At 52.2% G+C, this 25659-nt stretch carries 22 protein-coding genes and 1 riboswitch; of the genes, 21 read left to right on the forward strand and 1 reads right to left on the reverse strand.

Annotated features, from left to right (window positions below; translation table 11 throughout):
- Positions 1 to 22: 22 nt before the first annotated feature.
- The 5 genes from PAEVO_RS25345 to PAEVO_RS25360 all read left to right on the forward strand — a co-directional run bounded on the left by PAEVO_RS25345 (position 23) and on the right by PAEVO_RS25360 (position 3932).
- Positions 23 to 2158 (forward strand): DNA topoisomerase III, encoded by a 2136-nt coding sequence (locus PAEVO_RS25345; RefSeq protein WP_100540289.1) that lies wholly within the window; start codon positions 23 to 25, stop codon positions 2156 to 2158.
- 102 nt (positions 2159 to 2260) lie between these two features.
- A complete protein-coding gene (locus PAEVO_RS33975) occupies positions 2261 to 2398 on the forward strand; it encodes a hypothetical protein (RefSeq protein ID WP_012819087.1) in 138 nt (45 codons plus the stop codon).
- A gap of 234 nt (positions 2399 to 2632) precedes the next feature.
- Positions 2633 to 2896, forward strand: a complete 264-nt coding sequence (locus tag PAEVO_RS25350; protein ID WP_100540290.1) for a DUF1294 domain-containing protein — start codon at positions 2633 to 2635, stop codon at positions 2894 to 2896.
- 119 nt (positions 2897 to 3015) lie between these two features.
- Positions 3016 to 3450, forward strand: a complete 435-nt coding sequence (locus PAEVO_RS25355; protein WP_100540291.1) for a universal stress protein — start codon at positions 3016 to 3018, stop codon at positions 3448 to 3450.
- Between the two features lie 203 nt (positions 3451 to 3653).
- Positions 3654 to 3932 (forward strand): hypothetical protein, encoded by a 279-nt coding sequence (locus PAEVO_RS25360; protein ID WP_100540292.1) that lies wholly within the window; start codon positions 3654 to 3656, stop codon positions 3930 to 3932.
- Positions 3933 to 3985: 53 nt separating this feature from the next.
- Here PAEVO_RS25360 and PAEVO_RS25365 read toward each other — a convergent pair whose 3' ends face one another.
- Positions 3986 to 4597 carry a histidine phosphatase family protein gene (locus tag PAEVO_RS25365; protein WP_100540293.1) on the reverse strand — a complete coding sequence of 204 codons (612 nt, stop codon included), beginning with the start codon at positions 4595 to 4597 and terminating at the stop codon, positions 3986 to 3988.
- Positions 4598 to 5182: 585 nt separating this feature from the next.
- Positions 5183 to 5284: riboswitch (purine riboswitch) on the forward strand.
- Between the two features lie 195 nt (positions 5285 to 5479).
- Between PAEVO_RS25365 and purE the strand changes: the two genes are divergently transcribed.
- From purE to PAEVO_RS25445, 16 genes are all read left to right on the forward strand, one after another.
- Complete coding sequence (gene purE, locus PAEVO_RS25370) at positions 5480 to 5965, forward strand: 5-(carboxyamino)imidazole ribonucleotide mutase (protein WP_009592351.1); 486 nt, start codon at positions 5480 to 5482, stop codon at positions 5963 to 5965.
- Entirely contained in the window at positions 5962 to 7149 is a 1188-nt protein-coding gene (purK, locus tag PAEVO_RS25375; protein ID WP_100540294.1) for a 5-(carboxyamino)imidazole ribonucleotide synthase, read from the forward strand. Before purE ends, purK begins: the two co-directional genes overlap by 4 nt.
- A 3-nt stretch (positions 7150 to 7152) precedes the next feature.
- The gene (gene purB, locus PAEVO_RS25380; protein ID WP_100540295.1) at positions 7153 to 8448 is read left to right on the forward strand and encodes an adenylosuccinate lyase; all 1296 of its coding nucleotides are present in this window, start codon (positions 7153 to 7155) and stop codon (positions 8446 to 8448) included.
- Positions 8449 to 8747: 299 nt separating this feature from the next.
- On the forward strand, positions 8748 to 9638 hold the full coding sequence (locus PAEVO_RS25385) for a phosphoribosylaminoimidazolesuccinocarboxamide synthase (protein ID WP_100540296.1): 891 nt from the start codon (positions 8748 to 8750) through the stop codon (positions 9636 to 9638).
- A gap of 49 nt (positions 9639 to 9687) precedes the next feature.
- Positions 9688 to 9933: a phosphoribosylformylglycinamidine synthase subunit PurS gene (purS, locus tag PAEVO_RS25390; protein ID WP_012819094.1), complete on the forward strand. Its 246-nt coding sequence runs from the start codon at positions 9688 to 9690 to the stop codon at positions 9931 to 9933.
- A gap of 4 nt (positions 9934 to 9937) precedes the next feature.
- Positions 9938 to 10627 (forward strand): phosphoribosylformylglycinamidine synthase subunit PurQ, encoded by a 690-nt coding sequence (gene purQ, locus PAEVO_RS25395; RefSeq protein WP_100540297.1) that lies wholly within the window; start codon positions 9938 to 9940, stop codon positions 10625 to 10627.
- Positions 10605 to 12848, forward strand: coding sequence for a phosphoribosylformylglycinamidine synthase subunit PurL (purL, locus tag PAEVO_RS25400; RefSeq protein ID WP_100540298.1), 2244 nt, complete (start codon positions 10605 to 10607; stop codon positions 12846 to 12848). The genes purQ and purL overlap by 23 nt, the downstream gene beginning before the upstream one ends.
- Positions 12833 to 14311, forward strand: coding sequence for an amidophosphoribosyltransferase (gene purF, locus PAEVO_RS25405; protein WP_100540299.1), 1479 nt, complete (start codon positions 12833 to 12835; stop codon positions 14309 to 14311). Before purL ends, purF begins: the two co-directional genes overlap by 16 nt.
- Positions 14312 to 14489: 178 nt before the next feature.
- On the forward strand, positions 14490 to 15530 hold the full coding sequence (gene purM / locus PAEVO_RS25410) for a phosphoribosylformylglycinamidine cyclo-ligase (protein WP_100540300.1): 1041 nt from the start codon (positions 14490 to 14492) through the stop codon (positions 15528 to 15530).
- Positions 15530 to 16138, forward strand: coding sequence for a phosphoribosylglycinamide formyltransferase (purN, locus tag PAEVO_RS25415; protein ID WP_100540301.1), 609 nt, complete (start codon positions 15530 to 15532; stop codon positions 16136 to 16138). Before purM ends, purN begins: the two co-directional genes overlap by 1 nt.
- Positions 16139 to 16293: 155 nt before the next feature.
- A complete protein-coding gene (gene purH / locus PAEVO_RS25420; protein WP_100540302.1) occupies positions 16294 to 17841 on the forward strand; it encodes a bifunctional phosphoribosylaminoimidazolecarboxamide formyltransferase/IMP cyclohydrolase in 1548 nt (515 codons plus the stop codon).
- Positions 17842 to 18060: 219 nt separating this feature from the next.
- Entirely contained in the window at positions 18061 to 19329 is a 1269-nt protein-coding gene (gene purD, locus PAEVO_RS25425; protein WP_100540303.1) for a phosphoribosylamine--glycine ligase, read from the forward strand.
- A gap of 543 nt (positions 19330 to 19872) precedes the next feature.
- Positions 19873 to 21183 carry a sugar ABC transporter substrate-binding protein gene (locus tag PAEVO_RS25430; protein ID WP_100540304.1) on the forward strand — a complete coding sequence of 437 codons (1311 nt, stop codon included), beginning with the start codon at positions 19873 to 19875 and terminating at the stop codon, positions 21181 to 21183.
- Positions 21184 to 21280: 97 nt separating this feature from the next.
- Entirely contained in the window at positions 21281 to 22594 is a 1314-nt protein-coding gene (locus tag PAEVO_RS25435; RefSeq protein WP_100540305.1) for a sugar ABC transporter permease, read from the forward strand.
- Positions 22594 to 23436 (forward strand): sugar ABC transporter permease, encoded by an 843-nt coding sequence (locus PAEVO_RS25440; RefSeq protein ID WP_076325595.1) that lies wholly within the window; start codon positions 22594 to 22596, stop codon positions 23434 to 23436. Before PAEVO_RS25435 ends, PAEVO_RS25440 begins: the two co-directional genes overlap by 1 nt.
- 129 nt (positions 23437 to 23565) lie before the next feature.
- On the forward strand, positions 23566 to 25602 hold the full coding sequence (locus PAEVO_RS25445; protein ID WP_100540306.1) for a methyl-accepting chemotaxis protein: 2037 nt from the start codon (positions 23566 to 23568) through the stop codon (positions 25600 to 25602).
- The last annotated feature ends 57 nt before the right edge of the window (positions 25603 to 25659 follow it).

Here is a 25659-nt window from a genome sequence, read left to right on the forward strand (position 1 = left end):
GGAACAGAGGAAGGGGAGGGCTATGAAAGTATTAGTATTGGCTGAGAAGCCGTCCGTTGCGAAGGAAATTGCGAGAGTAATGGGCAGCCGGGAGAAGCAGAAGAATTATTTTGAAGGACCGAAATATATTGTGACCTGGGCGCTTGGACATTTGGTAGGACTTGCCGAACCCGAGGACTATGATAAGAAGTACCAGACTTGGGTTCTAGAGGATTTGCCGATCCTGCCGGATAACACAAGGCTTAAGGTGCTGAAGGAAACAAGCCACCAGTTCAAGACGGTTCAGCATCTGATGAAGCGCGCGGACGTCGGCGAGATGATTATTGCCACCGATGCCGCCCGTGAAGGAGAACTGCTGGCGCGCTGGATCCTGAAAATGGCGAAGTGGAACAAGCCGTTCAAGCGGCTGTGGATTTCTTCCCAGACGGATAAGGCGATCAAGGAAGGTTTTGCATCGCTCAAGCCGGGGCAGCAGTTCGACCGGCTGTATGAGTCCGCACGCTGCCGGGCGGAAGCGGATTGGATGGTTGGACTGAATGTGACGCGTGCGCTGACGACCAAATTTAATGCACAGCTGTCGGCAGGCCGGGTTCAGACGCCAACGCTCGGGATGATTATGGACCGGGAGAAGGAGATCGTGAATTTCCGCTCCCAGGAGTATGAGACGCTGCAGGCGGATCTGGGGAGCTTTGAGGTATCGTGGCGTCCGTCCGGCGGAGACGGTCGTTTATTCGAGAAGGATAAGGCGGCCAAGCTGAAGCAGCAGCTGGAGGGCAGCACCGGAAAAATCGTCAGCGTGAAAAAGAGCGAGAAAACCGAACCGCATCCGCTGGCATACGATTTGACCGAACTGCAGCGGGATGCCAACCGTCGATTCGGATTCTCGGCCAAGCAGACCTCGAATGTGCTGCAGCGCCTGTATGAGCAGCATAAGCTGGTCACCTATCCGCGTACGGACAGCCGTTACCTGACATCCGATATGGTCGGAACGTTGAAGGAGAGACTGTCGAGCATTGCGATCGGACCGTATGCGTCCATTGCCCGCCCGCTGCTGCGCAAGAATTTATCGCCAGGCAAACGGGTCGTGGATGACAGCAAGGTTACGGATCACCATGCCATCATTCCAACCGAACAAACCGTGCTGCTGAATCAGCTGTCTGTCGATGAACGCAAGCTGTACGATCTTATCGTACGCCGGTTCATCAGTTTGTTCTATCCTCCTGCCCGCTACGATAACGTATCGGTTACCGTTCAGATTGAGGGGGAGCAGCTCTACGCGAAAGGGACTACGATCAAGGACAGCGGATGGCGCGAGGTATACGGCGGCGATTATGATGATGACGCTGACGACGAGCAGGACGATGTTCAGGGCCAGTCTTCAGGCAAGCTCCTGCCGGAGCTGCGAGAAGGAGAGTCGGTGAAGGTGGTCCGCTGCGTGCTGAAACCGGGACGTACCCAGCCGCCGAAGCGTTATAACGAAGCGGCGCTGCTCTCCCAGATGGAGAAGCACGGGCTTGGAACCCCCGCGACCCGGGCTGATATCATCGAGAAGCTGGTTAGCTCGGACACGATCGAACGGCAGGGGCAAACCCTCCATCCGACAGGCAAAGGCAAGCAGCTGATTGAGCTTGTCGCACCAGAGCTAAGAACTCCGGAGCTCACGGCGCGCTGGGAGGCCGAGCTCGAACGGATCGCAAAGGGGCAGGGCAAGCCGGAACCGTTCTTGCGCGGAATACGGGACATGACCAAGAAGCTGGTCACGGATGTAAAGGGAAGCGATGCGGAGTACAAACCGCATAATGTTTCAAACAGCCACTGTCCGGATTGCGGCACCAGGCTGCTTGAGAAGAAGACCAAGCGCGGCAAGCTGCTAGTATGTCCGAGCGACGACTGCGGATACAAGCGTTCAGGCGAGAAGCGTCTGTCCAACCGCCGCTGCCCGCAGTGCCACAAGAAGATGGAGATGAAAGAAGGCAAGGCGGGGCTGTTCGTGCAGTGCCTTGGCTGCGGCATTACGGAAACGCTGAAGAAGGACGCCAAGCATGTGAACAAACGCGAGGAGCGGAAGCTCGTGCAGCAATACAGCAAGCCGGAGTCGATCGGCTCGAACCTGGGCGATCTGTTGAAGGCGGCCCTTGAGCAGAAGGGGAAGGAATAGTCTGCAATGGTGCATCTCCCAAGGCTTGAAATGCGTTTTTCTTGCCGTTGTTAGCATAACCTCGGGTGCAATGGCTCATTCTACGGACAGGGGGTGATTTGCATGCCGAATCATAAAGCAAGAAAAACCGAAAACCAGCAGAACAAATCAAGCATTCTTGAGGAGAGCAAGACCCTCAAACCGAAAAAGGCTGCAGACTATGTTCCAAGCCTGAATGAAATATCCAAGAATGAATCATAAGTTTTCGTAGTGGTTGGAGCATGATCTGGTTGTCATTATGCCGGACACGGGTCCGTTGGAATTATGATCTCGGCCGTGTCCTAATAATGGCATTCATAGATGGCTCGGTCATGGTTAAGATTATTTAGCCGGCATTGTCTTCATTAGCCTGCGGTTTTATAATAGCGGTAGAACGTAAAGCGAATGGCTGATTGGGTAAGATCGATCAGTTGGAATGGGGGTGCGTGAACCAACGTGAGACCTGCACTGATCGTTTGGTTTATTTTTATCAATGCGGTAGCCTATCTGGTCATGTCCGAGGATAAGCGGCGTGCCCGATTGGGACGGGATCGCGTTCCGGAGAGAACGCTGTTTCTGCTGGCTGCCATTGGCGGGGCCTTGGGTGTATGGATTGCCATGTACCGCAAACGTCATAAAACGAGGCATTTATCATTTAAACTGGGAGTGCCGCTGTTGTTAGTCGTGAATGTCGCGCTATACACGTATTTCTGGGGATAAGTCTGTATAATCTGAACTACATAGGACATCACAGCAAGTCAGTAAGCTCGTTTCATATCGGTATGAAGCTGTTTAATAATAAGTAGTAGGTCTTTTCATTATAGAAAGAGGTGGCCTGTATGCTTTTTACTAAAATTCTTCTAGCTTACGACGGCTCCAAAGCAGCGAACAAAGCGCTCGGACGTGCGGTTGAACTTGCCAAAGTAACGCCGGGAGCTACGCTGGATGTCATTCATGCTTACGATTTTCCGCGTTTCTTCGTTGGGGAAGGGCTTGCCCCGATTCCAGCTTCACTTAATAAAGATGTCTACGATCTTGCCGTGCAGACGACAGAAGAAATCCGCGAGCGGATTGAGAAGTCAGGCGTCACCGGGCAGGTGGAGATGATCCAGGGTCCTCCGGCTGAAATCATTCTGGAGTACGCGAATCAGAATGGCAGTGATCTTATTGTCATCGGCAGCCGGGGTCTTGGCGGCATCCGCGAGTTTGTACTAGGCAGTGTCAGCCATAACGTGGTGCAGCATGCAAAAATTCCGGTACTGGTCGTAAAATAAAGTTTGTTGGGATAGTGGGACGCTGAGGCGTCCCTTTTTTTAAGAGATGAGAAATGATAAACGTCAGAGGCTCCCCATTCTTATCTCGCAAGTTAAACTTCCGCTAAAAACGGTCTGCCTTAGAGAAAGTACGTCGATCGACGTTTTTCTTTTAGCAGCGGTCCGTTAGGAGGGTAGGTGCTTTAAAGTTAGAGGAGGTTCATATGGAAATTATTCTTCTTATGGTCTTGGTTGTTCTGGTCGGTCTTATGGTCTCCAGCCGAATGACGGCAATGGAGAAGCGAATGAAACAGCAGCAGAACACGTTAAATCAAATTGCAAACCAACTAGGAATACCCGAGCCGCCGGTTCATGCTCAAGTCAGACAGCTGCTGGCGGATGGACAGGATATTAAAGCGATTAAAATCGTAAGGGAAGAATTAGGATTGTCTTTGGTTGAAGCCAAGCAATATGTAGATGCAATCAAGTATGGCGAGCAGTAGACTATGCTTTTTTCAGAGAACAGGGCGTGATGGAAAAGGCAGGCTTCTTTCGGTTATAGATGAGGTGTTGCATTCTCCAGGGTAAGTTCCCAACGTCCGCCGCGGTATTCGATCTTGTGCAGCCCGGTGTTCGCCGCCGGGAAGAACGGATTCTTATTGCTCCAAGCCATATCCTTAATGAGATGATAAATGATATTGATAACTCCCCCGTGAGTGACGACCAATACGTTCTCATGATCGTTAACCGCAAGCTGATCCTGGCATAAACTCGTGAAGGTTTCCTTAATCCGCATAAAATTCTCTTGGGGGCTTTCACCGCCAGGGTATTTTTCGTCCATCCGTAAGCTTGAAAAATATAATCCTGGATACCTCTCCTCTGCTAAAGAGTGAGGTATTCCAGCGAGCAGACCGTTATTCATCTCCCTCCAATCCTCAAAAGCTTGGAATGGGAGGCCAAGCTTATCGGCAATGATGGCGGCAGTCTGATCGGCTCTATGCAAATCGCTGCATACGATTCGATGGATATTAAAATCATGACGATGTTGATCTAAGTACTTCCCCAGCTTCTCCGCTTGCCTGATTCCTTCCTCTATGAGTCCCCGCTGGCTCCAACCTCCGCGGTACCCTTCTTCATCTTGACCATGCCTTACGAGATAGATAGCCATTGGTTCCTCCTAAGAATAGATTCTGTTTGCGGCATTCAAATATAAATGTCGGGTTAGATGTTTTGTCGTATTTAATATTAGTGACGGTTGTTAAGAATTCGACATTCGCTTTTATCTTCCTTGTAAGTAACCACAATGAATGAGCAGAATATGCCTTATTTTATTCTGAGATAATACTTTTCCCTTACCCTCTATGCAGCAGCAAAAAAAACTCGTTGAATATGCTCCAGCGGAGAGGACGAATCGTGGATGGAGAAGCGCCAGCTGTCGCCTTTAAACACGGGAAACACCCTATATGGTTCAATCCAGTTTCCCGTGTTTAACAGCGATCGGAATCACGATGCGTCAGCGCAGCGGCCGCCAATGCTCCACCTATGTATTGCTTTCGGCTTTTCGTGTCCGACCGTTGCCCACGCCTTTTATAAAGCCCACAAACTTCAGGAAGTTTTTGATTCTGCATGCTTACTCCCTAGATACGAACATTATTTTTTATGTAAATCCGATTGTTCGTGTTTAGGTTGACATTAGGTGTCAGAAATTGATAAACTGAGGATGTTAAGGTTCAAAATAACTTATGAAGCGTGATTGATGAAATTTAATATTTCTCGTATAAAGCCGGGGATATGGCCCGGAAGTCTCTACCCGGAAACCGTAAATTTTCGGACTACGAGGGAATACAAACGGTGCGGCTACGACGGGGCTTGGTTTCAGGGTTGCCTCTTTGGCGGCGGATGCGCAAGACTCTTCTGCTTGACGCAGGCAGCAGCGTTCGTAATCCTTGTATGTCCGAGACCTGCACAGACTTTGTGTTTACGGGATCGGACTTTTTTTTCAGCAGTTAACCATACGATTGTCGAATTTCGAAGAAAGCGGGGGTAACTCATGACAGCACAAGTAGGAGTCATTATGGGAAGCCAATCAGATTGGGATACGATGTCCCATGCATGCCAGGTGCTAGACGAGCTTGAAATTCCTTATGAGAAAAAAGTCGTATCCGCTCACCGGACGCCGGACCTGATGTTCCGTTATGCCGAGGAAGCGGAAGGCCGCGGGCTTCGCGTCATTATCGCCGGAGCCGGCGGAGCCGCTCACTTGCCCGGAATGGTCGCTTCGAAGACGGTATTGCCGGTCATTGGCGTTCCGGTTAAATCGAAAGCGCTGAAGGGGCTGGACTCATTGCTGTCGATCGTGCAGATGCCAGGGGGCATTCCGGTAGCAACCGTAGCGATCGGCAAGGCGGGAGCTACGAACGCCGGATTGCTCGCAGCCCAGATTTTGGGCACTTCGGATGCAGGGATTCGGGAAAGAGTGCAAGCTCGCCGTGACCGTATCCGGGATGAAGTGCTGGAAAGCAGCGATAACCTATGATGAAGAACGGAGCACAGCAGACGAAGGTCTCTGGCAAAAAGCTACTGCCTGGTTCCGTCATTGGCGTACTTGGCGGCGGCCAGCTCGGACGAATGATCGCGCTGGACGGGATCCGGATGGGATATTCGTTTGTCACCCTCGATCCGACGCCGAACTCCCCGCTTGGCCAGATGGCCGAGCAGGTTACAGCTCGTTATGACGATGTGGAGGCTGCCCGGCAGCTCGCGGCGAAAGCCGATGTCATTACGTACGAATTTGAAAATGTCGATGCAGGCGTGGCCCAGCTTCTGGAGGAGCAGTCTTATGTTCCGCAAGGAAGCAAGCTGCTGTACACCACACAGCATCGCTTGCGCGAGAAGGCCGCGATCGAAGCGGCCGGTGTACCGGTTGCGCCGTATCGTGAAATAACAAGCTTGGAAGATTTACGGTCTGCCGCCTCTGAACTTGGACTTCCGTGCGTGCTTAAGACCGCCATGGGAGGTTATGATGGTAAAGGGCAAGCCGTTCTCCGCAGCGAAGACGAGCTGGAATCAGCCTACAAAGAGCTGGCCGCCAGCGGGACAGAGCTGGTATTGGAGAAGTTTGTAAAGTTCGCGTGCGAGATCTCCGTGATCGCGGCGCGTACGCCCAGCGGCATCGTGAAGAGCTTCCCTCCGGCAGAGAATGTGCATGTCAACAATATTTTGCACTTGTCGATTGTACCTGCTCGTGTGACGAGCGAAGTAAAGCGCAAAGCATGTCAGCTCGCAGAACGCGTGGCTGAAGGCTTGGGAGCCGTTGGCCTGCTGGCTGTCGAGATGTTTGTGACCGAGGACGGGGAGCTGTTCGTGAACGAGCTTGCCCCTCGTCCGCATAACTCGGGTCACTATACGATGGAAGCATGCTCAACCTCCCAATTCGAGCAGCATGTGAGAGCGATATGCGATCTGCCGCTCGGGGACACAACGCTGCTGAGCCCGGTCGTCATGGTGAACCTCCTGGGTCAGCATTTGGAGGAAGCAGTAGGGCGTTTTGGAGAGCACGACGCGCTTGCAGAGTCTCTCGGCGTTGTGCCTAAGCTTCATCTATACGGCAAGAGCGAATCGAAGGTCAACCGCAAGATGGGACATATCAACCTTTTGTGCGGGGATGTCGATGCAGCGCTCGAATGGGTAGAGAAAATGAATATTTGGAGGCAGGATTAAACGATGATTGAACGTTACAGCAGACCGGAAATGCGGGCGATTTGGACCGAGGAGAACAAATTCAGAGCATGGCTGGAAGTGGAATTGTGCGCATGCGAAGCATGGGCGGATCTCGGCGTCATTCCGAAGGAAGATACCGTTAAGCTTCGCCAGAATGCGACCTTTAATATGGATCGGATCTATGAAATCGAACAGGAAACCCGCCATGATGTCATCGCCTTTACCCGCGCGGTATCGGAAAGCCTTGGCGAGGAGCGCAAATGGGTTCACTACGGCTTGACTTCGACGGATGTGGTGGACACCGCGATGGGATATTTGCTCAAGCAGGCCAACGATATTTTGGAGCAGGACATCCTGCGCTTTATCGGTATTTTGAAAGAGAAGGCACTGGCCTACAAGCATACCCCGATGATGGGCAGAACGCATGGCGTACATGCAGAGCCGACAACCTTCGGTTTGAAAATGGCGCTGTGGCATGAAGAAATGATCCGCAACCTGGAGCGTTTCCGCCACGCGGCTGACGGCGTGCAGTACGGCAAAATCTCGGGTGCTGTCGGCACGTACGCCAATATTGATCCTTCGGTAGAAGAATTCGTCTGCCGCAAGCTTGGCACGAAACCGGCGCCGATCTCGACCCAGACGCTGCAGCGTGACCGGCATGCGGAATACATGGCAACCCTTGCGCTCATCGCTACTTCGCTTGAGAAGTTCGCTACCGAAGTCCGCGCGCTCCAGAAGAGTGAGGTTCGCGAGGTGGAAGAGGCATTCGCCAAAGGACAAAAGGGTTCCTCCGCGATGCCGCATAAACGGAATCCGATCGGTTCGGAGAACATCTCGGGCCTTGCGCGCGTCATTCGCGGTCACATGGTTTCCGCTTACGAGAACGTGTCGCTCTGGCATGAGCGGGATATTTCCCACTCCTCGGTAGAACGTATTATCCTGCCGGACGCTACGATGCTGCTGAACTATATGCTGAACCGCTTTGGCAATATCGTGAAGAACCTGACGGTCTTCCCGGAGAACATGAAGCGCAACATGGCTCGCACATACGGCGTTCCTTTCTCTGGCCGCATCCTGACGAAGCTGATCGACAAGGGCTTCAGCCGCGAGCAAGCGTACGACACCGTTCAGCCCCGCGCCATGCAGGCATGGGAAGAGCAGCGTCAATTCCGCGAGATCGTGGAATCCACGCCTGAGATCACCGAGGTGCTCAGCGCCGAGGAGATCGAAGATGCCTTTAATCCAAGCTGGCATCTGAAGCATGTGGATACGATTTTTGCCAAGCTGGGACTGGAGTAGTTAAGGAATTTGAATTAGGGCCTGAAGGCTCTATGAACTTGAGAATCACTACAACGGAGAAGGCGGAATTGTTTTGGAGAAGCGCCAGCGGTCCCCTTTGCCCTCGGATTTAAACATAATTACTAAAAATTCATAATAAATCTGGGGGCAACAGGGATCGGAAAAACAATCCGCATTCGTAGTGATGAATAAGCTGAAGACTTTTAACATGATACTGAGCATTCTATTTTTCATCCGATAGAAATACAGGGAGCGACAGTCTCAAGCCGAGCCATACGTCGTCCCAAGGGGAGGAACACATGACATTACCGGCATTATCGACCGCCACGCATCTGGTCAACGTACCGCTGCTGTACAAGGGCAAGGTTCGTGAACTATACGACCTGGGCGAGCATGTACTCATTGTAGTAACCGACCGCATTTCCGCTTTTGACTATGTGCTGGAGCCGCCTGTACCAGCCAAAGGAACCGTTCTGAACAAGCTGAGCGCCTTCTGGTTTGAACAAACGGAACAGCTTATCAGCAATCATGTCGTGCATACGGACGTGAACCTCCTGGGCGATGCCGTCAAGGACAAGGACCTGTTGGATGGACGAATCATGGTGTGCCGCAAGGCCGAGCGCATCGATATCGAATGCGTGGTTCGCGGATACATTACCGGTGGGGGCTGGAGGCAGTATCAGTCCTCGGGAGAGGTCAACGGCATTAAACTGCCGGAGGGCCTGCGCAAGAATGAGGCATTTCCGGAGCCGATCTTCACGCCGGCTGCCAAGAACGATGTCGGTCATGACGAGGACATTTCGCTCTCCCGCATGAAGGAGCTTGTCGGCGAGGAGCTGGCGCTGCAGCTGCAGGACAAAAGCCTGATGCTGTACAAGTTTGCCCGCGATTACTGCAGCGAGCACGGCATTATTTTGGCCGACTGCAAGTTTGAGTTCGGATTGATCGATGGAGAGATCATTCTGATCGATGAGATTTTCACGCCGGATTCCTCCCGTTTCTGGGATGAGAAGAATTATGCGCTCGACATTGAGATTGACAGTATGGATAAGGAGCCTGTGCGCACGTATCTCGCTTCGTCCGATTGGGATAAGAACAGTGAGCCGGATCCCCTGCCACAAGCCGTGGTGGAGGAGACGACGCGCCGCTACACCGATATTTACAGCCGAATCACGGGTGCAAGCCTGTAAGCTTTTATAAACCATTTCATTCATATATACCGAGGAGGAACAGGATACAATGTTGAAAGCAAAGGTCTACGTCACGATTAAGCAGAGCGTATTGGACCCTCAAGGGGTAGCGGTGCAGGGTGCGCTTCATTCGATTGGGTACAAGGAAGTGGAAAGTCTGCGGATCGGTAAATATATGGAACTTGAGCTGGGTACGGACAACCGTGAGGAAGCCGAGCTGCGAGTGAAAGAAATGTGCGAGAAGCTTCTGGCGAATACGGTGGTTGAGAACTACCGTTATGAATTGGAGGGCTAAATCAATGAGATTTGCAGTGCTGGTCTTTCCTGGCTCCAATTGTGATATTGACTGTTATAAGGCGGTAGAAGAGACGATCGGTCAGCCGGTGGATTATGTATGGCATACGGCAACGGATCTTTCCCCATACGACTGCATTTTGGTTCCGGGCGGATTCTCCTATGGAGATTATCTCCGGTGTGGTGCGATTTCCCGATTCGCCCCGGTTATGAGCGAAGTGGCGAAAGCGGCAGAAGAGGGCAAGTATATTCTTGGCATCTGCAACGGATTTCAGATTTTGACGGAGGCAGGACTCCTTCCGGGAGCTCTGCGCCGCAACGATTCGATGAAATTCCGCTGCCATGACACGGTGCTCAAAGTGAACAATAATACAACCCCGTTTACCCGCGACTATGCGGAGGGACAAGAGATTGTCATTCCGATCGCGCATGGCGAAGGCAACTATTACTGTGACGAAGAAACGCTTCAAAAGCTCCGGGACAACCGGCAAATCGTATTTACGTATCAGAACAATCCGAACGGCTCGATCGAGGATATTGCGGGCATCTGCAACGAGCGGGGCAACGTGATCGGCATGATGCCGCATCCGGAGCGCGCGGTGAGCAGCCTGCTCGGCTCGGATGACGGTAAAGCAATGTTTACATCCATATTACAGGCATGGAGGGATACTCATGGCGCAGCAAATGTCCGTTAAGGAACCGACGGCAGAACAGATCGCAGAGCATCAGATTTACAAGCAGATGGGAGTTTCGGACAGCGAGTACGAGCTGATCTGTTCCTTCATGGGACGCAAGCCGAATTATACGGAAATCGGCGTATTCAGTGTCATGTGGTCCGAGCATTGCGCCTACAAAAATTCCAAGCCGCTGCTTCGTCGTTTCCCGACAAGCGGCCCGCGCGTCCTGATGGGACCGGGCGAGGGTGCGGGGATCGTCGATATCGGCGACAACCAGGCGGTTGTATTCAAAATCGAAAGTCACAACCATCCGTCCGCTGTAGAGCCTTATCAAGGCGCAGCCACGGGCGTTGGCGGCATTATCCGCGATATTTTTTCCATGGGAGCAAGACCGGTAGCGATTCTCAACTCGCTTCGCTTCGGCAAGCTGGAGAGCGATCGCGTTAAATATTTGTTCGAGCACGTGGTGTCCGGCATTGCCGGTTACGGCAACTGCATCGGGATCCCGACGGTAGGCGGCGAGGTGGTATTCGACGAAAGCTATGAGGGCAATCCGCTGGTCAATGCAATGTGCGTCGGCGTTATCGACCATGATAAAATTCAGCGCGGCGTTGCAAAAGGGGTAGGCAATCCGGTCTTTTATGTCGGGCCTCCAACTGGCCGAGATGGCATTCATGGGGCGACCTTCGCTTCCGTAGAGCTGACGGAGGAATCCGAAGCGAACCGTACGGCCGTTCAGGTCGGCGATCCGTTCATGGAGAAACTCGTGATGGAATCCTGCCTTGAGCTGATTGATTCCGGCATCGTGCTGGGCATTCAGGATATGGGCGCGGCTGGTTTGACATGCTCCAGTGCGGAAATGGCAAGTAAAGCAGGCAATGGTCTTGAGCTGTACCTGGACCAAGTGCCTCAGCGCGAAGAGGGCATGACGCCTTATGAAATGATGCTGTCGGAGTCCCAGGAACGGATGTTGTTCGTGGTTGAGCCGAAGCATGAAGCCCAAGCACGAGAAATCTTTGAACGCTGGGGTGTCATATGCGCCAAAGTCGGCAAAGTGACGGATGATGGCCGCCTGAAGCTGATCCACCACGGTGAGGTCGTAGGCGACATGCCGGTTAAAGCGCTCGTCGACGAATGCCCGATCTATAACAAACCATCCCAAGAACCGGCTTATTACCAAGAGCAGGCTGCGGTGGATACGCTCCGTTATGAAGAAGTGAAGGATTTGGGCGGTGCCCTTAAGAAGGTGCTCGGTTCGCCGAGTCTTGCAAGCAAAGCATGGGTATACAACCAATATGATCATATGGTTCGCACCAGCACGGCCGTTCGTCCGGGTTCGGATGCTGCCGTCGTAACGGTGCATGGAACGCGCAAAGCGCTCGCGATGACAACGGACTGTAACGGACGTTACGTCTATCTCGACCCTGAGCTTGGCGGCAGAATCGCGGTCAGCGAAGCAGCGCGCAACATCGTGTGCTCCGGTGCAGAGCCGCTGGCGATTACGGATAACCTGAACTTCGGAAGCCCGGAGAAGCCGGAAATTTTCTGGCAGATGGAAAAAGCCGTGGACGGCATGGCGGAAGCTTGTCGTGTGCTTGAAACTCCGGTTATCGGCGGAAATGTCAGCCTCTATAACGAGAATGCCAAAGGCGCGATTTATCCGACGCCGGTTGTCGGCATGGTTGGCCTGATCCATGATACGGATCATATTACAACGCAGGGCTTCAAGGCGGAAGGCGATGCCATCTATGTGCTGGGCGATACCCGTGCCGAACTGGGAGGCAGCGAGTTCCAAGCGATGATTCATGGGGTGTCGGAAGGCAGACCGCCCGAGCTCAACCTGGATACCGAGAAGAAATTGCTCGGCGGCGTACTGAAGGCTATCCAATCCGGTCTGGTACAATCCGCGCATGACGTGTCGGAGGGCGGACTTGCAGCCGCACTGGCAGAGAGCTGCATCAGCGGCAACGTTGGGGCGAGCGTGCAGTGGTCAACCGATCTGCGCAGCGACGTAGCGCTCTTTAGCGAGAGCCAGTCCCGGATCGTGCTGTCGGTGTCCCCTGATCATAAGAACGCGCTGGAGAAGCTCCTGCAAGAAGCGGGCGTTCCATTTACCGCGCTTGGCGTAGTCGGCGGAAACATGCTTAGCATTAACATTAACGGTGCTTCTGCGCTGGAAGAATCCGTGGAGGCTTTGAAATCCGTCTGGGAGGATGCCATTCCATGTCTCATGAACTGATACCCGAAGGACTGTGGACAGGGGATTACTACAATGAGGGAACAGGTCAGAGCGATATTTTCGATACGTTAAAAGAAGAGTGCGGCGTATTCGGGGTGTTTGGGCATTCCGATGCCGCCTCCCTTTCCTATTACGGGCTTCACGCCCTCCAGCACCGCGGCGAGGAAAGCGCAGGAATCTGCGTGGCCGATGGCGAGAATTTCAATTATCACCGCGGTATGGGGCTGGTAAAAGAAGTGTTTGATAAAGATAAGCTGGAATCGCTGCAGGGCAGCATGTCGATCGGGCATGTCCGGTATTCGACCAGCGGGGACAGCAGGCTGACAAATGCGCAGCCGCTCGTCTTTAAATATCGCGAGGGCAATCTGGCGATCGCTACCAACGGCAACATCGTGAACGAGCCGAAGCTTCGGCGCGAGCTGGAGATGGCGGGCTCCATTTTCCAAACGACCAGCGATACGGAGGTCATTGCGCATTTGATCGCACGGTCGCCGAAGGATTTTGTTGAAGCTGCTAAGGATGCCTTACAGCGCCTGGTGGGCGGCTTTGCGTTTCTGCTCATGACCAATGACAAGCTGCTCGTCGCCTCGGACCCGAACGGACTACGTCCGCTCACGATGGGTCGACTGGGCGATGCGTATATCTTCACCTCCGAGACCTGTGCGCTTGAAGTCATCGGGGCGGAAGCGATCCGCGACGTCGCTCCCGGGGAACTGCTGATCCTCGATCGGAATGGGCTTCGGGAAGAGCGTTATACGGAAGCGGGACGCAAAGCGCTGTGCGCGATGGAATATATTTATTTCTCCCGACCGGACAGCGATCTGAACGGCTCCAACCTGCATTCGGCCCGCAAACGGATGGGCAGCAAGATGGCCCTGGAATCGTTCGTGGATGCGGATGTCGTTACGGGCGTACCGGATTCCAGCATCTCGGCCGCGATCGGTTATGCCGAGCAAACGGGCATTCCTTACGAGCTGGGATTAATCAAGAATAAATATACGGGCCGGACGTTCATTCAGCCGAGCCAGGAGCTGCGCGAGCAGGGTGTGAAGATGAAGCTGAGCGCGGTACGGCGCGTCGTCGAAGGCAAACGGGTGGTCATGATCGATGACTCGATCGTACGGGGAACCACGTCCCGCCGGATCGTTAATTTGCTTCGCGAAGCGGGCGCTACCGAAGTGCATGTGCGGATTACGTCGCCGCCGTTCAAGAACCCTTGCTTCTACGGCATCGACACGCCGGACCGCAGAGAGCTGATCGCCTCCGAGAAAAGCGTCGAGGAAATCTGCCGGGAAATCAACGCGGATTCCTTATCGTTCCTGAGCCCGGAGGGACTTATTTCCGCTATTGGCGGTTATGATGAGCAGAGCCCTAAAGGCGGGTTGTGCATGGCATGCTTTGATAATGATTACCCGACGCAGATTGATTTTAACGGGGAAGAGAAGATGGGCTGCAGCTGCTGATTCTGCAGTGGACAGCCATTTTTTCTAGGTTTTATCCTTTAAGTGCGTGTTCAAAAAGGTCGGTTTTCAGCACCGAGAAGGTTGGTTTGAACAACCTCTTTAAGCTGATTATTGATTAAGCCCATAAATGATATATGAATGGATACTTTCGTCATAACGAAAAAGGAGTGTTGTGCGCGTGTCGGATACTTACAAACAAGCAGGCGTGGATATCGCTGCAGGCAACGAAGCGGTAGAGCGGATGAAAAAGCATGTCAAAACGACTTTCAGACCGGAAGTCATGACCGACCTCGGGGGTTTTGGCGCACTGTTTAAGCTGAATAAAGACCAATACGAAGAGCCGGTACTTGTCTCAGGCACGGATGGCGTCGGCACAAAGCTGAAGCTCGCATTTGCGATGGACCAACACGATACCATCGGCATCGATGCGGTAGCGATGTGCGTCAACGATATTGTGGTGCAAGGCGCAGAACCGCTCTTTTTTCTCGACTATTTAGCGTGCGACAAGGTCATTCCATCCAAAATCGAATCCATTGTCAAAGGGATCGCAGACGGATGCAACCAAGCAGGCTGTTCCCTGATCGGCGGAGAGACGGCGGAAATGCCGGGTATGTACAGCGAAGGCGAGTATGACATCGCGGGCTTTACCGTAGGGATTGTCGACAAAAGCAAAATGATCAACGGGTCGAATATCGCGGCAGGGGACACGGTGATTGGTCTAGCATCCAGCGGCGTGCACAGCAATGGCTTCTCGCTTGTCCGCAAGCTGCTTCTGGAGGACGCCGGCTACTCCCTTCAGCAAGAGCTTCCGGAACTGGGCGGACGTCTTGGTGACGTGCTGCTCGCTCCGACCAAAATTTATGTGAAGCCGCTGCTCGGACTGTTGAAAGAGATCGAAGTAAAGGGCATGGCGCATATTACGGGCGGCGGATTCATCGAGAATATTCCGCGTATGCTGCCGGATGGCGTCAATGTCGACATCGAATACGGTGCTTGGCCGATCCTGCCGATCTTTAAGCTGATGCAGGAAAAAGGCCGCATTTCGAACAAGGATATGTTTACGACATTTAATATGGGAATCGGCATGGTGCTTGTCGTCAAGGAACAGGATGCAGACGGAGCGCTTCAATACCTCCGCTCCGCAGGCGAAGAGGCTTATGTGATCGGCCGCGTGACGGAAGGCGAGCGCATCGTAACCTTCACGGGAGCTGAGGTGTAATGAGATCGTTTCGGATTGCGGTTTTCGCTTCCGGCAGGGGCAGCAACTTTCAGGCTTTGGCAGACGCGCAGCACAGGGGAGCCTTGGGCGGTGAGATCAGTATTCTGGTATGCGACAAGCCGCAGGCTCCCGTCGTAGAGCTGGCTAAAGCGGCGAATGTGGATGTATTCGCGTTTCAGCCGAAGGAATATGCCTCGAAGGAAGATTACGAACGGGAGATTGCTACGGAGCTTCAGCAGCGCGGTGTCGAATTGATTGTTCTTGCAGGATATATGCGGCTGCTGAGCCCTTCCTTTGTCGAGTTCTATAGCGGCCGGATTATCAACATTCATCCTTCGCTATTGCCTGCTTTTCCAGGTAAAGACGCGATTGGCCAAGCGCTGGACTATGGGGTGAAGATGACCGGTGTCACCGTTCATTTCGTGGATGGTGGCATGGATACCGGACCCGTTATTGCTCAGAAGGCGGTAGAGATCAAGGAAGGCGATACGGCGGAAGTGCTGGCACAGCGTATTCACGCGGTGGAGCAGAAGTTATACTCTGAAGTCGTTTCCTGGTTCGCTCAGGGCCGGATTTCGTTGAACGGGCGGAATGTGACGATTGCGTAAATGGCTTTTGTAATAAAAGCGGACAAGGTCTTACAGTTAATCGACATGTTCGATATTTCTCGGGAAATAATTTGCAATTATGGATCTTCGACAGCATCTACGGAATCAAGACAGGCTTACTTAGTTGATTTTCATTCAAAATAGGGGGTATGAACGTGGGTATCAAAAGAGCTTTGGTCAGCGTTTCGGATAAAACCGGCATCGTGGAATTTTGCCGCGAGTTGTCTTCATTGGGTGTAGAGATCATTTCGACAGGGGGAACCAAGAACCTCCTCGCCAAAGAAGGAGTTCCTGTCATCGGTATTTCCGATGTGACCGGATTCCCGGAGATTCTGGACGGACGTGTCAAAACCCTTCATCCAGCTGTGCACAGCGGCTTGCTTGCCATTCGCGACAGTGAAGAGCATCAGCGTCAGATGCAGGAGCTGGGCCTCGATTACATCGATATGGTCGTGGTGAACCTGTACCCATTCCAGGAAACGATCGCGAAGCCGGATGTCGAGTATGAAGATGCAATCGAAAATATCGACATTGGCGGTCCAACGATGCTGCGTTCGGCTGCGAAAAACCATGCTTTTGTGAGCGTGGTTGTCGATGCTGCGGATTATGGCAGCGTGATTGAGGAGATCCGGGGCGGCGGCGACACGACCTTGGAAACCCGTAAACGTCTTGCAGCCAAGGTATTCCGTCATACGGCGGCCTACGATACGTTGATTTCCGACTATTTGTCGAATGTAACGGGCGACCCGCTTCCTGAGCGCTTCAGCGTAACCTACGAGAAAATTCAGGACCTTCGTTACGGCGAGAATCCGCATCAAAAGGCGGCATTTTACCGTAAACCGCTGGCACCAGCGGGTACCTTGACGACAGCGGAGCAGCTGCACGGCAAAGAGCTCTCTTACAACAATATCAATGACGCGAATGCGGCATTGCAGATCGTGAAGGAGTTTGACGAGCCGACCGTGGTGGCGGTGAAGCATATGAACCCTTGCGGCGTCGGCATCGGGACGAATGTGTTGGAAGCTTATCAAAAAGCTTACAATGCGGATCCGACATCCATCTTCGGCGGCATCGTGGCGGCGAACCGGACGATTGACGCGCCGACGGCAGATCTGCTGAAGGATATCTTCCTTGAAATTATCCTGGCACCTGACTTCACGCCTGAGGCGCTGGAGATTCTGACGAAGAAGAAGAACATCCGTCTTCTGAAGATGGGCGAGTTCGGCTCGGCCAAGGAGCGCCAAAGCACGCTTGCCGTGACAACCATCGAGGGCGGCATGATTGTACAAGAAAGCGATGTGCATTCCCTGGATGTCGCAGACCTGCAAGTTGCAACGGATCGTAAACCTACGGAAGCCGAGCTGAAGCAGCTCCTCTTCGGCTGGAAGGTAGTCAAGCACGTGAAGTCGAACGCAATCGTATTGGCAGCGGACGACATGACCGTTGGCGTTGGGGCAGGGCAGATGAACCGTGTCGGTTCCGCGCGCATTGCGGTGGAGCAGGCGGGGGAGAAAGCCAAAGGCGCCGTTCTCGCTTCCGATGCGTTCTTCCCGATGGGAGATACCGTGGAGCTTGCGGCGAAAGCCGGCATTACGGCCATCATTCAACCGGGCGGCTCCATTAAGGATGAGGAATCCATCAAGGCAGCCAACGAATACGGGATCGCCATGGTCTTTACCGGCGTGAGACATTTCAAGCACTAATTCATGCGTTTAAAAAGGGGGCTTCGCTGCAGCCTTCAGGCTGCAGCTGAAGGATCACCTTTCATTCAGCAGCATATAGAGGCGACGCCGCTCTTTCGAGCGCGCCGCCTTTAAGTTTAAGGGGGCAAGAAGGTGAAGGCGACCTCACGCTTCGCCCTGTAAATCATTCATGTTATGAAATTTTATCGGTGAATTTGAAATGAAGCGGGAGGGAAAACCATGGATATTTTGGTTATCGGAGGCGGCGGAAGAGAGCATGCCATCGTATGGGCATTGGCGAAGAGCCCGAAAGCGGATAAGATTTACTGCGCACCCGGCAACGCCGGCATCGGACAGCTGGCCGAGTGCGTGCCGATTGCGGTATCAGAGTTTGATAAGCTGGCGGCATTCGCCGTGGAGAAGCAAGTGGGACTCATCGTCGTCGGTCCGGATGATCCGCTGGCTGACGGCATTGTGGATGCATTTGACGCAACAGGCATCCCGGTATTCGGTCCGCGTAAAAATGCAGCCGAAATCGAGGGCAGCAAAACCTTTATGAAGGATTTGCTCCATAAATACGATATTCCGACGGCAGCTTACGCGAAGTTCGACGATTACGAGGAGGCGCTTGCTTACTTGCGCCAGCAAGGTGCGCCGATCGTCGTGAAAGCGGACGGGCTCGCAGCCGGCAAGGGCGTTACCGTTGCACGGACGATCGAGGAAGCCGAGCAGGCCCTCAGCGATATTATGCAATCGAAGGTGTTTGGCGATGCCGGAAGCCGGGTGGTCATCGAGGAGTTCCTGGAAGGCCAGGAAATGTCGATTTTGGCCTTTGTGGATGGCGAAACCGTGAAGCCGATGTCGGCGGCACAGGATCATAAACCGGCTTATGATGGAGATCAGGGACCGAATACGGGAGGAATGGGAACTTATTCGCCATTGCCTCATATTCAGTCATCCATCATTGAAGAGGCGATTGAGACGATCATCAAGCCTACGGCCAAAGCGATGGTAGCCGAAGGGCGTCCGTTCCGGGGCGTTCTGTTTGCCGGATTGATGATCACGCCGGACGGCAAACCGAAGACGATCGAATTCAACGCCAGATTCGGCGATCCGGAAACGCAGGTCGTATTGCCGCGTCTGAAGACCGATCTGCTTGACGTTTTCCTTGCAGCCGTAAATGGAAATCTGGCTGATCTTGAGCTGGAGTGGAGTGACGAAGCAGCTGTATGCGTCATTCTGGCTTCCGGCGGTTATCCTGCATCGTATCCGAAAGGAATTGCGATCACTGGGCTGGACAACGAGCAGGACGGGACGATTGTATTTCATGCGGGCACTTCTCGCGATGCCGATGGAACGTGGAGAACGAATGGGGGACGTGTCCTGGGCGTTGTCGGTTTAGGGGCTGATATTGCTTCAGCACGTGCGAAAGCCTATGAACGGGCAGAAGCGATTGCATTTGAAGGGAAGTTTAACCGGACGGATATTGCGCTCAAGGCGCTGCAATAAGCAAGCTTCATTCGCTAACATCCATGCAAAAAAATGGAGGGACTGCCGCCGATCTGTATTCAAAGATCATGAGCGGTAGTCCTTTCTTGCTGTTATCGGAAATGCATAAAGGGAGTAAAGCTAAGATTTAAGTTCGCCTCCTGGTAGGCCGGGCTTAATCATTTCTAATTCACATTATTGTGCAAACGTTTGTTCAACAAGCAACCATTTATTATGCATTCTTGTCTCAAATAACGTGTGAAATGACTGAATTGCACAGCATATGCACAACTATTTTTATGATAACTTACGAAATAGAGTGAATAGTGAAGGTAATAAGAGATTATATGCTTAAAACGGGTAAAAATGATCTGTGCAAACGTTTTTACATTCGATATTAAATGTTGTATGATGTTTTCAGTGAATGAAGCGCTTTCTCAACGGGATTTTTCCTAAGTATCTCGTCAGATGCTACATAGAAAAAGAGACGCTGAAAATTTTCTGAAATCGTTTGCGCAGATTTCCAACATTTTCTGATCATTTATTGAGAGGGGTAATCATGGAATGAAGATGAAGAAACTACTTACGCTAGCTGCAACCTTCACGTTGGCGTTCTCCATTACAGCGTGCGGAGGAAATTCACCTGCTCCTGCTGCTGAGGCACCTGCTGAGAATCCACCGGCCCAGGAGACGCCGGCCGAAAATACAGAAGCACCGGAACTTAAGCCAGAAGAAGGCGCTAAATTGATCGTATGGGAAAGTAGAGACGAAAGAGCCTACACGGATGCGGTTGCAAAAGAATTTACCGAGAAATACGGCGTTGAAGTAACCATCGAAGAATTGTCTCCAACCGACCAAGTTACCAAGCTTCAACAAGACGGACCATCCGGATTGGGTGCTGACGTTGTACTGTTCCCTCACGATAACCTGGGTAAAGCCGTAGCTACAAACCTGGTTCTGCCAAATGATTACTTCGAAGAAAAAACGAAGAGCAGCAACACGGAAGCCGCTATCCAAGGCGTAAGCTATGACGGCGTTCTGTACGGATACCCGCGCGCTGCTGAAACATACCTGATGTACTACAACAAAGACCTGGTAAAAGAAGTTCCAACAACGATGGAAGAAGTTATTGAATTCAGCAAAACCTTCACTGACAAATCCAAGAACAAATATGGATTTATGTTCGAAACAGGTAACCTGTACTTCGCATATCCATTCCTTGCTTCCAATGGCGGCTACATCTTCGGTAACGGCGGCGCAGATGTCAACGATATCGGCCTCAACAATGAAGGCGCAGTCAAGAGTATGGAAGTTTACGCAAGCCTGAAAGAAATCCTTCCGGTTAAATCCGGCGACATTACGCCTGATATCAAGCGCGGACTGTTCACATCCGGCGATCTGGCTATGGACATTAACGGACCTTGGGAGCTTGGCGGATACAAAGAAGCGCTTGGCGACAAGCTTGGCGTTGCTCCAATCCCAACGATCGGCGGCCAGCCTGCTGTATCGTTCTCCGGTATCAAAGCTTGGTACGTAAGCTCGTTCACGAAATACCCGCAAGCTGCTCGCTTGTTTGCTGACTTTGCAACAAGCAAGGAAGCGCAATTGAAACTGAGCGCATTGGTTGGATCGGTTCCAACCAACAACGAAGCTCAAGAAGACGATCAAATCAAGAATGACGAGTATGTATCGGCATTCACAGAGCAATTCAAATCTTCCCAACCGATGCCATCCGTTCCTGAAATGGCTAACGTATGGTCTCCTGTAGGCGCTGCGCTGGCTGAGATCTGGGATAACAACAAAGACGTGAAAGAAACGCTCGATAAAGCTGTAAATCAAGTGAAAGATCTCAACAGTGGTGGAGCTGGCGAGTAATTACGTTCTTATATAATGCGAGATAGATGAAGAAGTTCACCCGCCGAACAACCGGCGGGTGATTCCTCGATTATATGGAGAGGAGAATGGAGGGAGCATGCGTCAACATCGTACGACAGCAGCCGTATTATCAGCCATCTGTATGGGTCTGGGTCAGCTTTACAACCGGCAATGGATCAAAGGCGTTCTTTTACTTATCGTAGGTATATTCAGTCTGTATTACTTCATCAACAACCTGGGTGATGCCATCTGGGGAATGACAACTTTGGGGGAACAGGGAAGCCATTTAGAGAAAGTCAACGGATTAACCCAAATGGTAGCAGGTGACCATTCCATCAATCTGCTGATTGAAGGACTTATCACCATGATTATGTTTGCGCTTTTTCTTATTGGGTATTATGCCAATATCAAAAACGCATATAACGCTGGAAAACTAAGGGAACAGGGTGTGAAACCCAACAATTTCAGACAGACCCTTTACTATATTTTTGAATGGAAATTTGCGCAATCTTTCCTGACACTGCCGGCCATCGGTATTTTGTTTTTTACGGTTATGCCGATTATCTTCATGGTCATGCTGGCGTTTACGAACTATTCCGCACCAAACAATCTGCCGCCGGCGAATCTGGTTGACTGGGTCGGTTTCAAAACCTTCACCAATCTCGTCGCATTGAAATCGTGGAGCCACACCTTCTTCGGCGTCCTGACCTGGACGATCATCTGGGCTGTGCTGGCCACGGTAACGACGTATTTTGGCGGTGTGCTCGTTGCATTGCTTATTCAACAAAAAGGAATTCGTTTCAAAGGCGTATGGCGTGTCATTCTGATCATTCCATATGCGATTCCGCAGCTGATTTCTTTGCTCGTGATGCGTAATATGTTTAACGGACAATTCGGACCGATCAACCAGTATTTAAGATATTTCGGTTTGGAAGGACTGCCATGGCTGACCGATCCGGTCTGGGCCAAAGTGACCGTTATTATCGTCAATATGTGGGTAGGTATTCCGGTATCCATGCTACTTGTCATGAGTGTCCTGACTACAATACCGAAGGATCTTTATGAAGCGGCCGATGTGGATGGGGCGACCGGATACCAAAAATTCAAAATTATCACCCTGCCGATGATTTTGTTCTCGACGGCACCGGTACTGATTACGCAATTTGCCGGTAACATTAATAACTTTAACTTGATTTTCCTCCTGACGAACGGTAACCCGGTTGTGGGTGACTATCAATATGCGGGGGCGACGGACCTGCTGGTAACCTGGCTCTATAAACTGACCCTTGATCAGCAGCGCTACAGCATGGCATCGGCCATCGGTATCATCATCTTCATGATTATTGCGACCTTCTCGATTTACAATTATCGCAGAACCAGATCCTTTAAAGAGGAGGATATGATCCAATAATGGGAATTAAAATGAGAAATGCGATTCGCCTGACGGCAAGTTACATTACGCTTGTCATCATCGCAATCGGTTGTATTTACCCGGCGCTCTGGATTATTCTGGCCTCTTTCCGTCCCGGAAAGTCGTTGTACAGCAAATCCTTGATTCCAGAATCTTTTACGCTCAGTCATTATAAAGAATTGTTTACGTCCCAAAGCTTTCTGTTTGGCACGTGGTACATGAATACGTTGAAAATTGCGATATTCTCCATGATTATCGGGACCATTCTTGTCCTGCTTACAAGCTATGCGGTATCCCGGTTCCGGTTTAAAGGCCGGCAGAATGCGCTATCGGTCATTCTCGTGCTGGGGATGTTCCCGGGCTTCATGAGTATGATCGCCCTGTATATCTTGCTGAACTCCCTGGATCTGCTGAACACGCATGCGGCGATGATTATCGTGTATGCGGCTGGGGCACCGCTAGGCGGAACCCTGATCATGAAGGGCTTCCTGGATACGATACCGCGAAGCTTGGATGAAGCGGCGAAGATCGACGGAGCCACCAACTTCCAGATTTTCCGCAAAATCATTCTGCCGTTGTCGAAGCCGATGATCACGTATATGGGCTTGACCCTGTTCGTTGGTCCGTGGGTAGACTTTATCTTTGCCAGACTCGTGCTCCGGACAAAAGAAAACTGGACGCTCGCCGTCGGTTTGTGGGATCTCGTCAACTCGACTCAGGACAGTAACTTTACGCTGTTCGCTGCCGCATCGGTACTGATCGCACTGCCGATCACCCTGCTGTTTGTGTTCCTGCAGCGTTTGCTGGTCGATGGCATGACGGCTGGTGCAAGCAAAGGGTAAGGTACGGATAGCTAATCGTATGGATTCATCATTAGACAGATAGATAGAGAGAACATCGAAGAGACACAGCCGGTAACCGCTAGCTGTGTCTTTTTGCATTTAAACATCGATGCAGGGGGACATCTACATATGAACATGATGAGACGTTTTCAATTCAAAGCAGTTGGGATGAAGCTGTTTGTTATCTTTTTTACCACGATCGTGCTGTTATCCTCAGCGTTGGGCATATTATCGTATTTCATCTCCAAGGACACGGTGATGGATCAGGTGTCGGAAGCGACTTCGGGGCAGATGATGCAGGCGGCGGACAAGCTGGATTTTCTGCTGGCCCAATATGAAGCCGCTTCCCGTCAGTGGGCCTTGGACACGGTGCTTCGCGAGGATCTCATTACGGTGAGTACTGCGGATATCGGCATTCGGGACAAAACGGAGGCCGAGAACCGAATCCGTGAGAAGCTGAACGGGATGGCATCCTCGGATAAACGTCTGCAGGGCATGCGTCTGGTTGCGCCCAATCTTCAAGCTCAAAGCTCCTATAACTCCACGGGCTTATCGGGCATGTCATCCGCGGATAGCGTGAAGGCGAAGATTGACCGGATTATACAGGCCGATGGCGAACCGGTATGGTTCCCGACAGAGGTGCAAGGCTTTATGGAGAACGAGAAAACCGCCACCATGACGATGGGGAGATTGCTGAAAAACCTGAAGAATCCGGACGCGCAGTACATCCTGCTGATCGATATCAAGGACGAGGCGGTCGGAGAGGTGCTGGCGAATTTAAAAATAGGGAATAACGGGCAGATGCGAATCGTGGCCGATGATAACCGGATCGTGCACGACATGGACACGGCCCAGCTGATGCAGCCGTCCACCATTACGGTTCCTCAAGAGGTCGAAGAAGGAGGGATTTATTACACCGCCGACGAGCAGATGGTGGTGTATACGCCGCTGAAGACGGCTCCTTGGCATATGGTCGGCTTTGCTCCCGTTAGCGATTTCGTGCAAGCCACGGACAAACTGCTGGCCGTGACGCTTGTGGTCATTGTGGCCGCGATCCTTATTGCGGTACTGATCGGCTATTATATGATGCGCTCCATCGGTCGCCCGCTGAACCAGATGTGCAGCCTGATGGAAGAGGGAGAGCAGGGGAATCTGAGGGTTCGGACCGAATTCCGGCGCGTGGATGAAATTGGCCGTCTCGGACACAGTTTCAACCGGATGATGGGGCAAATCTCGGCTTTGGTCGATCAGACGAATGCTTCCGCGAAGGAAGTGCTGGTTACGGCGGAGGAGTTGGCGGAAGCATCGAAGGGAACCTCGTTGACGGCAGGTGAAATTGCATCGGCCATGGAGCAGATTGCACAAGGAAGCGGAAGCCTGGCGATGGAAGCCGAACGGGAGAATCAGCTGGCTGAGAACATTGGCGTCCAGATGAGCAAGGTTTCGGATTCGAATCAAGTGATGGAGGCAGCGGCTGATCGGGTGCTTCGGGTGACGGGAGAGGGCGCCCGGCATATGGACAATCTGGTGGAAAAATCCACGCGGATTAATCAGGTGAACCGGGCCATCGTCCAGAATGCGGAGAAGCTGAAGGATAATACCGCGTCGATTCACAAAATATTGGAGCTGATGTCGGAGATCACGCATCAAACCAACGTGCTGTCCATTAACGCGACGATTGAAGCGGCCCGTGCGGGGGCAGCAGGCAGCGGCTTCATGGTCGTAGCCAATGAAGTGCGGAGCTTGGCGGATCGTTCCAAGGAATCGATCCATACCGTAGGCGAGATGATCAAGGATATCCGGGCTGAAGTGCAAGGCTCTGTTGATGCATTGACGTCGGCATCACCGCTCTTTGACGAGCAGCTGCATTCGGTTCAGGAAGCTCAGGGCGTATTTGATCATGTTCGCCACGAGATGGATGCTCTTTTAACCGAGATCCGCGAATCGACCCGTTCGGTAGAGGTACTGATCAGTTCCCAGCTTACTCTGACCGACTCGATCTCGGAGGCGAGCTCGATTGTGCAAGAGACCAGCGCCGCCACGGAGGAGGTCGCTTCGATGTCATCCGAGCAGTTCAAGGTGAGCGAGAAGCTGGTCGGCCTGTCTTCACGTTTGGAGGAGCTGTCGGAGGGATTGCGCAAGTCATTGGTGATGTTCAGGACGTAAATAGTTTTTGTATAGTGAGACGCTGCGAGTACGTATCGTTCCTCCAATCGCTGTTGC

This window comes from Paenibacillus sp. GM2FR, from assembly GCF_002803325.1.
Classification (GTDB): domain Bacteria; phylum Bacillota; class Bacilli; order Paenibacillales; family Paenibacillaceae; genus Paenibacillus_AQ; species Paenibacillus_AQ lautus.